General features: G+C 27.2%; 15 protein-coding genes. 4 read left to right on the top strand and 11 right to left on the bottom strand.

All coding sequences use genetic code 11. The features are described 5' to 3' along the window. Window positions 1-58: 58 nt before the first annotated feature. Window positions 59-199 (bottom strand): hypothetical protein, encoded by a 141-nt coding sequence (locus tag ACTG48_RS06795; protein WP_021384055.1) that lies wholly within the window; start codon window positions 197-199, stop codon window positions 59-61. A gap of 270 nt (window positions 200-469) precedes the next feature. Here ACTG48_RS06795 and ACTG48_RS06790 point away from each other — a divergent pair, with 270 nt between their 5' ends. After that, window positions 470-1138 carry a TMEM164 family acyltransferase gene (locus ACTG48_RS06790; protein ID WP_021384003.1) on the top strand — a complete coding sequence of 223 codons (669 nt, stop codon included), beginning with the start codon at window positions 470-472 and terminating at the stop codon, window positions 1136-1138. 92 nt (window positions 1139-1230) lie between these two features. On the opposite strand, the gene ACTG48_RS06785 is transcribed toward ACTG48_RS06790, so the two are convergent. From ACTG48_RS06785 to ACTG48_RS06755, 7 genes are all read right to left on the bottom strand, one after another. After that, on the bottom strand, window positions 1231-2682 hold the full coding sequence (locus tag ACTG48_RS06785; RefSeq protein WP_479918412.1) for a leucyl aminopeptidase: 1452 nt from the start codon (window positions 2680-2682) through the stop codon (window positions 1231-1233). A 15-nt stretch (window positions 2683-2697) separates the two neighbouring features. After that, window positions 2698-3138: a MarR family winged helix-turn-helix transcriptional regulator gene (locus tag ACTG48_RS06780; protein ID WP_479918411.1), complete on the bottom strand. Its 441-nt coding sequence runs from the start codon at window positions 3136-3138 to the stop codon at window positions 2698-2700. Window positions 3139-3386: 248 nt separating this feature from the next. After that, window positions 3387-3791, bottom strand: a complete 405-nt coding sequence (locus tag ACTG48_RS06775; protein WP_479918410.1) for a spore germination protein GerW family protein — start codon at window positions 3789-3791, stop codon at window positions 3387-3389. Further along, the gene (locus ACTG48_RS06770) at window positions 3775-4407 is read right to left on the bottom strand and encodes a DUF2953 domain-containing protein (protein ID WP_021384013.1); all 633 of its coding nucleotides are present in this window, start codon (window positions 4405-4407) and stop codon (window positions 3775-3777) included. Before ACTG48_RS06770 ends, ACTG48_RS06775 begins: the two co-directional genes overlap by 17 nt. 190 nt (window positions 4408-4597) lie before the next feature. Next, window positions 4598-5137: an SMC-Scp complex subunit ScpB gene (scpB, locus tag ACTG48_RS06765; RefSeq protein WP_021384030.1), complete on the bottom strand. Its 540-nt coding sequence runs from the start codon at window positions 5135-5137 to the stop codon at window positions 4598-4600. 1 nt (window position 5138) lies between these two features. Next, on the bottom strand, window positions 5139-5858 hold the full coding sequence (locus ACTG48_RS06760; RefSeq protein WP_479918409.1) for a segregation and condensation protein A: 720 nt from the start codon (window positions 5856-5858) through the stop codon (window positions 5139-5141). 30 nt (window positions 5859-5888) lie between these two features. Further along, window positions 5889-6485 (bottom strand): site-2 protease family protein, encoded by a 597-nt coding sequence (locus tag ACTG48_RS06755; RefSeq protein ID WP_021384047.1) that lies wholly within the window; start codon window positions 6483-6485, stop codon window positions 5889-5891. A 259-nt stretch (window positions 6486-6744) separates the two neighbouring features. On the opposite strand from ACTG48_RS06755, the gene ACTG48_RS06750 reads away from it, so the two are divergent. From ACTG48_RS06750 to ACTG48_RS06740, 3 genes are all read left to right on the top strand, one after another. After that, window positions 6745-7239, top strand: coding sequence for an N-acetyltransferase family protein (locus tag ACTG48_RS06750; protein WP_479918408.1), 495 nt, complete (start codon window positions 6745-6747; stop codon window positions 7237-7239). Between the two features lie 140 nt (window positions 7240-7379). Further along, window positions 7380-8216 (top strand): AraC family ligand binding domain-containing protein, encoded by an 837-nt coding sequence (locus tag ACTG48_RS06745; RefSeq protein WP_479918407.1) that lies wholly within the window; start codon window positions 7380-7382, stop codon window positions 8214-8216. A 20-nt stretch (window positions 8217-8236) separates the two neighbouring features. Next, window positions 8237-8659 carry a DUF2000 domain-containing protein gene (locus tag ACTG48_RS06740; RefSeq protein ID WP_479918406.1) on the top strand — a complete coding sequence of 141 codons (423 nt, stop codon included), beginning with the start codon at window positions 8237-8239 and terminating at the stop codon, window positions 8657-8659. 164 nt (window positions 8660-8823) lie between these two features. Here the strand turns inward: ACTG48_RS06740 and ACTG48_RS06735 are convergent, their stop codons facing one another. From ACTG48_RS06735 to ACTG48_RS06725, 3 genes are all read right to left on the bottom strand, one after another. Further along, window positions 8824-9987 carry a D-alanyl-D-alanine carboxypeptidase family protein gene (locus ACTG48_RS06735; RefSeq protein ID WP_021384057.1) on the bottom strand — a complete coding sequence of 388 codons (1164 nt, stop codon included), beginning with the start codon at window positions 9985-9987 and terminating at the stop codon, window positions 8824-8826. A 53-nt stretch (window positions 9988-10040) separates the two neighbouring features. Continuing rightward, on the bottom strand, window positions 10041-10241 hold the full coding sequence (locus tag ACTG48_RS06730) for a CD1290 family small acid-soluble spore protein (protein ID WP_021384062.1): 201 nt from the start codon (window positions 10239-10241) through the stop codon (window positions 10041-10043). 209 nt (window positions 10242-10450) lie between these two features. After that, window positions 10451-12127, bottom strand: coding sequence for a ribonuclease J (locus ACTG48_RS06725; RefSeq protein WP_079746946.1), 1677 nt, complete (start codon window positions 12125-12127; stop codon window positions 10451-10453). Between the last annotated feature and the right edge of the window lie 109 nt (window positions 12128-12236).

The following is a 12236-nucleotide window of genomic DNA, read 5'->3' as shown; positions in this document are numbered from 1 at the left end:
TTATAAAAATTTAAAATTCTTTAAGTAAATTTACTTTTACCATCAAGTTTTTATTACCCTATTCCTTTCGCCTTTCTTCATAAAGTTTACTGTATTCTTCCACAGCTTCATCCCATGCTTCTATATCATCTATCCCCTTTTCAACAGCTAATAAATGAACCATCTCAGCCAATTTTGATGCTGACTCTATTATTCCCATTTGTTACACCCTCTCTATTGTCAAATACTTACAAAAACTGTTAATTAGTTCTAATATTTGTTATTATTATTTCCAAAAACTCTAGTAAATAAAAATTTTTTTATTTTTTGACATGATTAGAATATATCTACAAAACAATAGAATGTTTTTAATTATCAAAATTTCTATAAAAAATCTAACTATTATTAAATTTTTTATATATTAAATTGAGAGATAATGAATATATTTATATAGATACATATTAAAATTTATTATAGGAGAGAATATTATATGTTTAAAATTTTTCTTTTTTCTAGTGAACAATTTGTAAGCCTCTTTATATTTGGATTGTTTTTATACTATTGTCCAAAACTAACAAAAAATATTTTACCTTATAGCTACACCGTTGAGAAGATAATTTGTACATTAATGGTAATAGTTATGGCTTTAGAGCAATTCTTAATTATTTCTTCTGGTAATTATAGTACTCTAAACTCTTTACCAATTGGAATTAATTATATCTGCATATACCTGTGTATAGCTATACTTGTTTTTAAACAGTATCATCTTTTTAACATCTTTTTTTCTTGGAGTTTAGTTTGTTCAGTTGGAGAACTCATTTTTTCTAAAAACTTGGGTTATGAATTTCCTAGCTTAATATATTTTATATTTGTCTTTTCTAAGTGTCTGATAATTTATGCAAACATCTATATGGTCGATGTTAGAAAATTTAAAGTTAACAGATACGCACTTAGAGATAATTTAGCTATTTGTTTAATTTATTTTTCATTCATATTTTTACTAAACACATTTACAAATTCACAATACTATTATGGATTTTTAAGCCATAGTATAACTGCTATTTTTACATTTATTTTTGTTACTAGTATTATGTACATACCCGCTCTTTTATCTAATAGAGATACTTTTATACTTGAAAAAAAGAAAAAGAGTAAATAGTTTATTTAAATTCAAAAATAAAGCCACATAGATAATCTTATATATAAAAATTATCTATGTGGCTTTATAAGTTATATTTTATGATTCTTCCTTTACATTTCTGCTAAATAGTACAAAGTTCTAACAGGTTCTCCTGTTGCTCCCTTTGATTTGTATCCAATTGATTTTGATGATGTACTTGTTCCGGCGATATCCATATGTATCCATGGAGTATCACCAACAAATTCACCAATAAAAGCTCCGGCTGTTATACACCCAGCATTTTTACCTCCTATGTTTTTAAGGTCTGTTTCTTCTCCTTTTATCATATCTATAAATTCATCATAAATTGGCATCTTCCATACTCTTTCTCCAGACAAAGTAGATGCTTTTTCTAATTCACAATAGAATTCATCATTATTTGTAACTACAGGAGTTGCAACATTACCCAATAATGTTAAAGCAGCACCAGTTAATGTAGCTACATCAACTACCTTTGTTGCTTTTTCATTATTTATAATGTAATATATTGCATCAGCTAATGTAAGTCTACCTTCTGCATCTGTATTTAAAACTTCAATAGTTTTCTTTGCCATAGAATTAATTATATCCCCAGGTTTATATGAGCCTCCCGATAAAGAATTCTCACATGCAGCTATTACTGATATAACATTTTTCTTTAGTTTATTTTGAGATATAGCACACATAGCGCCTATGACACTTGCAGCACCAGCCATGTCTGTTTTCATGTCTAACATAGAAGCATTTGATTTTAAAGAATATCCACCTGTATCATAAGTCAATCCTTTACCTACTAATCCTAGTATATCTTTACTTTCTTTATTCCCAAAATATCGCATCACTATAAATCTTGGTTTATTAACAGAACCTCTTGAAACAGCAAAAAAAGCTTCCATTCCCAATGCTTTTATTTTTTCTTCTTCATAAACTTCAACATTAAATCCGAACTCTGCACCAAGTCTAATTGCTTCTATTGCTAATGTTTTTGGATAGATTATATTTGATGGTTCATTGACTAGGTTTCTAGCTATTATATTTGAATTAGCTAACATCATTGATTTTTCAATTTGACATTCAGCTTCCTTCTCAGTAAATATAATTATATTATCAATTTCTCTTTTTTTAGAATCCTTGTCTTTTGTCTTATATTTATCGAACTTATAATTTCCAAGTAATACACCTTCTGTAAAAGCACCAATTTCATCGCTATTTAAATCAAGATTCAATATATTAATGTCATTACTCTTGTATTCTTTATTTTTCAATATATTTTTTAACTTCTTACATAAGTTTCCACCTATGATTCTAATTTTTTCTCTATTTAATAGCTCCCTCTTACCAAAACCAACAAAACAAATACTTACTAAATTGCCATTTTCAAGTAATGTTACAGTATCTATATTATTTTCTTTAGCTTTAAAGTTTTTACTTACAGTATTTAATTCTTCAAATGTTGTAGAAACATCTTCACCATCAAACATTGCTACTACTGTTATAGCATTCTCTAGATTTTTTAATATTTCTTTAGAGCATTTTATCTTCATACTAAATTCTCCTTTTTAAAATAATTGTTCTATTATGTTTTTGGATTCTTCTAAAGAAGAAAATAATTTATCTTTATTATCTATATCTAAGCAATCCATTTTATCACTTATTATAGAAACAAACTTTAATATTTCATCATCTAATATCTTTTCTCCATTTTTAGTTATGCCATAAAATGTATTTCGTCTATCTCTACTATCTTCTTCCCTATACACATAATCTTGCTCAACCAATTTATTAAGTAGTATACATAAACTAGAAGTAGATACATGCAAATCTCTACTTAAATTTTTAAGTTCTATTTTATCATGTTTTCTTATTTTTACTAAAGCAAAAAATTGTCTTTCTGTAAGCATCTTGCTTTTTTTATATCTTTCATTATTAATAATTTTTATTAAATTATGAAAGTTATTCATACTTTCTAACAACAAAATAGATAACTCTTTATCGTTCATAACACTCACCTCAAAACTAATGATTTATAACTCCCTCTTATATCCTCAAATACGTTTATATATCTATAACATAATACTTTCTTTTCTTTTTATAATTATACTATATATCAACTTTATTATCTATTTAAATTGTTTTAAACTAAAATCTTACTAAAGATAAACGTTTAAATTACACAGCAAAATAGTGGGATTTATACTAATCCCACTACTTTATTTGTAAGCACATCTATATTTGTAAATATTTTATCTTATTTTTGCATATTGTTTTTATCTTGATTTTTATTGCTTTGAGATATATTTTGAATTTTCTCCAATACTCTAGGAGTTATAGATAATATATTATCTACAAGATTAATGTTACTATCTAAACTCATTATTCTAGTCTCTCCACTTTCAACAACTACAAATGCTACTGGTTGCACAGATATAGCACCTGCGCTACCTCCAGCAAAATTCGTATCTGCTTTTTCATTTTTTGATTCAATTTCTTTATCTTTCTCATCATATCCTTTTGAGTATTCTCCTCCTCCTATACCAAATCCAATCGTAACCTTTGATATAGGTACAACTACTGTAGTATCTGTTTTTATAGGGTCTCCTATAATAGTATTTGCATCTATAGAACCTTTAATTGTTTCAAGAGTTGTTTCCATAAGACTTTGTATCGAACCTGTTGCTCTCATTACTATCACCTTCCTTATAATTTCCTTTATTCTTATTCATAATTTTATTAATCATTATTATAGTGCGAAATAAATCTTTTATTCTTGACCTTATATGTATCCTTATATTTCCCAAAACATAATCTTTTGTAAAATCCGGATTTACATTTAAATACATTTTTTCTGCATCAATTATATTAAATAAATTTCCATATAGCGTATTTATTAATACATACACAGAAGATGTTAAGCCGATATTTTCAGTTCCAAAATTAATATTTGAATAAAGTTCATGTATTTTTATTTTTTTTAATAGTCTATAAACGCTTAAAAGGTCATCAGCTAATAATATACTTGAATCTATATTATTCTTCATCCCTTCTTTTTTATCATTATTTTTACTATTTTCAGCTGGATAAAGTTGTCTATTTATATTTATTAAATTAAACATGTATTTTATATTAATTGTTAGAAGAATATCGTTGTTATTTATATCAGCTATTAATAAGATGTTTATATGTGACATTAAAATCAATATAAGTATACTTATTATAAAAATTATAGCTATTATTAAATACTTAAAATTAAATAATTCATTAAACTCCATGTTTATATTATCATCAAAAAATTACTATTTATACTTAATTATCCATATTTATTTCGATATAATTCTAATTTTGTATTTACATAAAAAAACACAATAACTTAGAGCCTTTTAAATCCTTAAAAATTTAAAATTGCAAACTAAATCATTGTGTTTTTTAATTTTAATACTATCACTATACATATATAACATTTTATTCATTTGTCGCTACTTCTTGATAATTTTCTATAGGAGGTAACTCTTCAAGAGTTTCTATATTCAATAATTTTAAAAATTCATCCGTTGTTTTATAAATTATCGGTTTGCCTATCTTGTTAAGCCTCCCAGCCTCTCTTATAAGCTCATTTTCAAATAAAGTTTGTAGTACCTTATCACATTTTACTCCTCTTATATCTTCTATCTCCACTTTTGTTATTGGTTGTTTATAAGCAATTATAGTAAGAGTTTCTAATGTAGCTTGACTCAAACTTTTCTTTTTCTTTGGTTCAATAATCTTCTTTATATATTCTGCATAATCTTTATTTGTACACATTTGGTATTTGTTTTCTAACTTAATTATCTGGATACCTCTATTTTTTTCTCTATATTCCTCAATAAGTGAATTTAACATAATCTCTATCTCTTTTGATGAAAGTTCTTCATTTATTATATAGTTTAATTCTTTTATACTTATTGGTTCTCCATATGCAAACATAACAGATTCTATAATATACTTTATATCTTCTCTTTTCATTTTAACACTCCGAACTTTTTCTTATTAGAATATCGTCAAAAAATATATCCTGCACTACTACTATTTCTTTTTCTTTTATTAGCTCTAATATAGATAAAAATGTAGCAATTATTTCATCATTTTCATATGATTTTATGATATTTGTAAAAGTAACTTCAATCTTCTCTTTTATAATATCTCTTATATATAATATTTTTTCTTCTACAGATATTATCTTCTTCCTTACTATTTTATCTAGTTTCTCATCATTAGAATTTTCAATTTGTGATGTTTTAACTTTAAATATGTATGGAAGTATATTTTTTATTGCTTCTATTGATATATCTTCTAAATCTACATTATCATCAATAATTATTTCTTCTTTATTTCTATAAAATCTCTCATTGACACAAGCTACATTTTCTTTTATATCTTGTGATGCTATCTTGAACTTTCTATATTCTTCTAATTTTTCCATAAGTTCTATCCTTGGGTCTTCTTCTTCATCCTTTTGTTTATAAAGTAGATATTTGGATTTTATCTCTAGGAGTTTTGATGCCATAGTTATAAATTCACTAGTTATTTCTAAGTCCATTTTATCTAATAATTTCAGATAATTTAAATACTGCTTAGTTATATCTATTATAGATATATCCTTTATGTCTATCTTATGTTTTGTTATTAAATCATACAGTAAATCTAATGGCCCCTCATAGACTTGCAATTGTATATTATACTTCATATCAATCCCTCTTTAATCTATTTATTTGTATTAAACAAATAAATATACTATTTTTAGTAACACAGCATATATTGGTGTTAATATTATTCTATATATACCAGTAAATAAAGCAATTAATAAAATTATATAACTCATACTTTCAAATTTATACACATATTCATTCCATTTATATGGTACAAATGTAGATATTACTCCCCATCCATCAAGTGGTGGTATTGGAAGTAAATTAAAAGCGGCAAATCCAATACTATATAAAAACACGTATTCAGCTATTGTGTTTATCGCATACATATGCACATACTTATTTATAATTACACAAAGTATGGCGGTCAAAAGATTACAAAAAACACCTGCAAGTGAAACTATCAGATTTCCTATCTTGTAGTTTTTAAAGTTATTTGGGTTTACTGGTACTGGTTTTGCCCATCCTATTCTAAGAATAAACATAGCCAAAAGACCAATTGGGTCAACATGTCTTACAGGATTTAATGTCATTCTACCATAAGATTTAGCTGTATCATCTCCCAATAAGTGAGCTGAATAAGCATGGCCAAACTCATGTATTGATATTGCCATAGCTATACCAACTAAACTTGCTACTATTTCTCCTATATTCATACTTAACATTAATGTACATCTCCTAAATTAAATTTTTAATATTATTATAACAATTAAATAACTTATAAGCAAAATTATTTTATATTATAATGATTTTAGCATACAGACATAAAATTAAAATTCACTTTTTATTTTATAACTTTTATTATTATATCATATTCACTGTGAAAATATAATAATTACACCTATTGTAAATACAATATTATGTTGACATGAATTGACATTATTGTTATTTTATTTATGTATCACTGATGAAAGGAGTACTAAAATGAACAATATTGTGGGAAAAAATGAACTTAAATTTAGATATGCAGTTGAATCAGATACACATCTTATTCTAAATTTCATAAAGGAACTTGCTTCTTATGAGAATCTGTTAGATGAAGTTGTTGCTACAGAAGAGATACTCAATGAATGGCTATTTGTAAAGAAAAAAGCTGAGGTTCTGATTGGTGAATATGATAATAAAGCTATAGGTTTTGCTCTATTTTTTCATAATTTTTCGACTTTTCTTGGTCGTGCAGGAATTTATTTAGAAGACTTATATGTTAAGCCAGAGTTTCGTGGTAAAGGATATGGTAAAGCATTTTTAAAAAAATTAGCAAGCATCGCCATAGAACGTGGATGTGGTCGTTTGGAGTGGTGGTGCCTAGATTGGAACAAACCAAGTATAGATTTTTACATATCAATGGGTGCAGAGCCAATGAAAGATTGGACAGTATATAGAATTGCTGGAGATACACTTAATAATTTAGCAAAATAAATTACATATAAATAAAAATAGCAACTAAAATAGATAAAGTTGCTATTTTTTTATTCATATTTAGATTTTAGTCAATATCATACAAGAACTACAAAAAAATATGTGTTACACTTTGTATAATGTGAAGGGAGGTTACTTAAGTGAAACAAGAAGAACGCACAGTATGTTTTGATAAAGAATTGAAAGTCGAAGCATATAGATTTAAAGGTATAATGCAAAAATTCCCAAACCATTTTCATGAACATTATGTAATTGGTTTTATAGAAAAAGGTCAAAGATATTTATCTTGTAAAAATAAAGAGTATACTACCAGTACTGGGGATTTACTACTTTTTAACCCTTTTGATAGTCATACTTGTGAACAAATAGATAACAAAGTACTCGATTACAGATGTATAAATATTAAGCCAGAAATAATGAAAAAAACTGTATTTGAAATTACGGGTGAAAATTATTTACCTAAGTTTAATCAATCTGTAATATTTCGTAGTGAGCTAGTACCTCTACTACAAGAATTACATCATATAATCATGGAAGAAGAACTAGATTTTAAAAAAGAGGAACTTTTTTTCTTTCTAATTGAACAATTAATTGAAGAATATACAGAACCAAATCTGCAATTTAACTTAGAGAAAACAAGTATAGAAATCCAAGCAGTCTGTGACTATTTAGAAAACAATTATGATGAACATATATTGCTTGATGAATTAAGTACTATAGCAGGAATGAATAAATACTCATTACTTCGCAACTTTACAAAATTAAAAGGTATTACACCATATAGATACTTAGAAAATATACGAGTAAATAAGGCTAAGAGACTTTTGGAAAAAGGGGTAGAACCTATAGATGCTGCCATACAGACAGGATTTGTAGACCAAAGTCACTTTACAAATTTCTTTAAGAACTTTATTGGTCTTACACCAAAGCAGTATCAAAACATATTTATAAACAATGACAAAAACAACTTTAAATAAAACGAAAAGGGGAATTAAAAATGGAAACTAAAAATTCAAAATGTGTTATGGTAATAGATGAAAATTTACCAATGGGAATTATATCAAATACAGCAGCTATAATGGGAATCACACTAGGAAAATATGCACCAGAAACTGTTGGTTCAGATGTGATTGATAAAACAGGAAATAGTCACTTAGGAATAGTCGAACTTCCTGTACCTATTTTAAAAGGAAACAAAGAACTTATAAAAGATTTACGTAAAAAACTATATAGTACTGACTTTGAAGAACTAACTGTTGTAGATTTTTCAGATGTTGCACAAAGCTGTAATGTTTATGATGAGTTTATTCAAAGAATTGCTAATGTACCAGAAGATGAACTACAGTATTTTGGTATAGCAATCTATGGAAACAAAAAGAAAGTAAATAAACTTACTGGTAGCATGCCTTTACTTAGATAAATATTAAATAATATTTTAAGTTTTATATATTTTTCTAACTCTCTATAAAAAACATAAAATTATAAAATCCTTCTATAAACAATAAATAAAAATACCCCTATAGTAAATAATTCTATACGGGTATTTTTTATGTGGATTATGGTTGTATATCATTTGGTAATTATTTATATCATATTATCAATTATTCTTTGAAGCATTTGTAGATAGCTTGCCTTATTTATATCTTTAGTATTTATTAATTCCACTTCGCCTATTACTTTTTTATCCTTACATATCTTTATCTTTCCTAAAACAGTTCCTTTTTTAATTGGCATTTTAGGATTTTTTACTATTTCAATTTTCTTCTCAAATTCTTTAGAACTTCCTTTTTTGATAAGAGCATTTAAATCTTCCTTAGCAACTAATTTAACTTTGTTTTCATCAGCCTTATCCAATGTAAGTGTTGCTATATTATCTCCTTTACTGCATAGCTTAACGCTTTCATAATTAGCAAATCCATAGTTCAAAAGACTAGATGCATCGTTAAATCTTTCTGGAGAAGTCTCTGCTCCCAAAGTTGCTGCAACCAGATGAGTATTACCTCTCTTTGCAGCTGCTGATAAACAGTATTTTGCTTCTTGAGTAAATCCAGTTTTAACACCAGTTGCTCCTTGATAATGCTTTATAAGTTTATTAGTATTTGCAAGACCTACTGTAACTTGTTTTTTTCCTACTACAACTTTATCCATCCATGTAGTTAAGTATTTACTTATCATTTCATGCTTTAACAGTTCTCTAGACATTAAAGCTATATCATGAGCAGATGTATAGTGATTTGCAACTGGAAGTCCATTTGTATTTGCAAAATGAGTATCATTCATATTTAACTCTTTTGCTTTAGCATTCATTCTATCAACAAATCCTTCAACACTTCCAGCTAAATGTTCAGCCATAGCAACACAGGCATCATTTGCTGAAGCAACAGCTATACCTTTTAATAATGTATCAACCTTTTGAGTTTCTCCTGGCTCTAAGAATATTTGACTACCACCCATACTAGATGCAGTTTCACTTACTTGAACTTCATCATCAAGCTTAACCTTACCTGAATCCAAAGCTTCTACGATAAGTAGCATTGTCATTACCTTTGTTACACTTGCAGGAGGAAGCTTTTTATGAGCATCCTTTTCATATAAAATTTGTCCACTGCCAACATCCATCAAAATTGCTGATTTTGAAGATATATTTAGTTGGTTGGCATCAGCATTTTCCTTATTATTTGCAAAAGAAAAGCTTAAAGGAGTAAACGCAAGTAATATAGCCAAAGCAGTACTAGCTAATTTTTTCATCGATGTCACCTCTTAAAGTTTATTTAAACTTATTTTCTCACATTTAACTTTTTTTATTCTAAATGCCTAGATATACCTTGACCTAAATTTTTTTTCTTCTCAAGCTTTTTAAAATAACCTTCTAAAACACCTTTATTAGATGCATTTTCTATTATTTCAAAAGCATCTTCATAATTCATTCCATATTCTCCTGCTATTTCCATTTTAGTTTGTTTCAAAGCTTTTATAGCATTTTGTCTTGAAATATTATCCATAAGAATCCTCCTATTAGTAAAATTTATATATAATTAGTTTTTACTAATAAAAGATTGTTATAATTGGTATTTTATGTAATACGTATATATTTTCAACATGATAAATTAAAAAGACCTCTTATAATTCTTAAGATAGTATCAATTGGATTTTTGATATTATTTTAAAAATTATAAGAGGTCTAATTTTCAATTTTATAGTTTTTTATATATTACACTTCCATTATTATAGGAAGTATCATTGGATTTCGTTTAGTTTTTTGATATAAATATTCTTTTAAGTTTTCTTTGATATTATTCTTTAAATAAGCCCACTCTTTAATATTTTTCTCTTCACATTCATTTAGGACATTCTTGATTATATCTTTTGCTCCATCCATTAAATCTTCTGACTCTCTTACATATACAAAGCCTCTAGAAATTATGTCTGGACCTGCCAGAACTTTACCTTCATCCTTAGAAATAGTCACTACAACTATCATAAGACCATCTTCTGATAAATGCTTTCTATCTCTTAAGACTATATTACCTACATCGCCTACACCTAATCCATCGACTAGTATGTTTCCTGTTTGTATACGATTTGCTACTTTAGCAGAATTCTTATCTAATTCCAAAACATCTCCTGTTTGCATGACAAAAATATTTTCTTTGTCCATACCAAGTTGTTCAGCTATTTCAGCATGTCTTTTTAACATTCTATATTCACCATGAGCTGGCATAAAAAACTTAGGTCTAACTAATGCATGTATCAATTTTAATTCTTCCTGACAGGCATGTCCAGAAACGTGTATATCAGCTATATCGCTATAAACTACTTCTGCTCCCTTTTCAAATAAGAAATTGATTACTCTTGATATTAATTTTTCATTTCCTGGTATTGGATGAGCAGATATTATAACTAAATCGCCACTCTTTATTTCTACTTTTTTGTGTTCTGAAAAAGCCATTCTAGCAAGAGCTGACATAGGTTCACCTTGTGAACCAGTTGTTATTATCACTAATTCACTATCTTCATATTTGCATATATCATTTAAATCTATAAGCATATCATCAGAAATATCTAGATATCCTAATTCTTTTGCAACTCCAACTACATTGACCATTGAGCGACCTGATATAGCAACTTTTCTATTAAACTTTTCAGCTGTATTTATTATTTGTTGTAATCTGTGTATGTTGGATGCAAACGTAGCAACTATAATCCTTCTGCCATTTCCTTTTGCAAATAATTCATCAAGACCTACTCCAACAGTCTTTTCAGACATAGTAAATCCTGGTTTTTCTGCATTAGTACTATCAGCCAGCATTAAAAGAACTCCTTTTTTGCTTAACTCACAGAGTCTATGCATATCCATAACATCACCATCAATAGGAGTCAAATCAATCTTAAAGTCTCCTGTGTGGTATATTATACCTTGGTCTGTGTGTACTGCAATAGAGTAAGCATCTGGTATACTATGATTATTTTTCAAAAACTCTACTTCCATGTTATCAAGTTTTATAACTTGTCTTGGAGTTATGACATTTAACTTAACATTATTCATCTTATGTTCTTTAAGTTTCACTTGTATAAGACCTATACTAAGTCTTGCTCCATACACAGGTACATTTATTTTCTTTAATATATATGGAAGAGCCCCTATATGGTCTTCATGTCCATGTGTAATAAATATACCCTTTATTTTATCCCTATTTTTGACTAAATAAGTTATATCTGGTATAACTATATCTACCCCTAACATTTCATCTTCTGGAAAACTAAGTCCAGCATCTATAACAATTATTTCATCTTTATACTCAACAACAGTCATATTTTTTCCAACTTCGTTAAGTCCACCTAAGGCCATTACCTTTATCTTATTGGTGTTCTTTTTGAACAATTGCATCATCTCCTTCTGTCTATTTAATTTTTTAACACGTTCTACAATCCTAAATAATATCAAATCACGCACTCGCTACCAGTTATTCTTATTGTACCATAATTCGTATCATATT

The organism is Clostridioides sp. LIBA-6822, from assembly GCF_056688955.1.
The sequence above is the reverse complement of the archived record's forward strand: the minus strand, read 5'-3'. Positions and strand labels throughout refer to the sequence as shown.

What these genes read in the sequence shown, in the direction of transcription:
- ACTG48_RS06750 (WP_479918408.1), top strand. Translation starts at nt 6,745, where the DNA reads ATGAACAATATTGTGGGAAAAAATGAACTTAAATTTAGATATGCAGTT.
- ACTG48_RS06735 (WP_021384057.1), bottom strand. Translation starts at nt 9,987, where the DNA reads ATGAAAAAATTAGCTAGTACTGCTTTGGCTATATTACTTGCGTTTACT.
- ACTG48_RS06780 (WP_479918411.1), bottom strand. Translation starts at nt 3,138, where the DNA reads ATGAACGATAAAGAGTTATCTATTTTGTTGTTAGAAAGTATGAATAAC.
- ACTG48_RS06785 (WP_479918412.1), bottom strand. Translation starts at nt 2,682, where the DNA reads ATGAAGATAAAATGCTCTAAAGAAATATTAAAAAATCTAGAGAATGCT.
- ACTG48_RS06770 (WP_021384013.1), bottom strand. Translation starts at nt 4,407, where the DNA reads ATGGAGTTTAATGAATTATTTAATTTTAAGTATTTAATAATAGCTATA.
- ACTG48_RS06740 (WP_479918406.1), top strand. Translation starts at nt 8,237, where the DNA reads ATGGAAACTAAAAATTCAAAATGTGTTATGGTAATAGATGAAAATTTA.
- ACTG48_RS06775 (WP_479918410.1), bottom strand. Translation starts at nt 3,791, where the DNA reads ATGGAAACAACTCTTGAAACAATTAAAGGTTCTATAGATGCAAATACT.
- ACTG48_RS06725 (WP_079746946.1), bottom strand. Translation starts at nt 12,127, where the DNA reads ATGCAATTGTTCAAAAAGAACACCAATAAGATAAAGGTAATGGCCTTA.
- ACTG48_RS06760 (WP_479918409.1), bottom strand. Translation starts at nt 5,858, where the DNA reads ATGAAGTATAATATACAATTGCAAGTCTATGAGGGGCCATTAGATTTA.
- scpB (WP_021384030.1), bottom strand. Translation starts at nt 5,137, where the DNA reads ATGAAAAGAGAAGATATAAAGTATATTATAGAATCTGTTATGTTTGCA.
- ACTG48_RS06795 (WP_021384055.1), bottom strand. Translation starts at nt 199, where the DNA reads ATGGGAATAATAGAGTCAGCATCAAAATTGGCTGAGATGGTTCATTTA.
- ACTG48_RS06730 (WP_021384062.1), bottom strand. Translation starts at nt 10,241, where the DNA reads ATGGATAATATTTCAAGACAAAATGCTATAAAAGCTTTGAAACAAACT.
- ACTG48_RS06755 (WP_021384047.1), bottom strand. Translation starts at nt 6,485, where the DNA reads ATGTTAAGTATGAATATAGGAGAAATAGTAGCAAGTTTAGTTGGTATA.
- ACTG48_RS06790 (WP_021384003.1), top strand. Translation starts at nt 470, where the DNA reads ATGTTTAAAATTTTTCTTTTTTCTAGTGAACAATTTGTAAGCCTCTTT.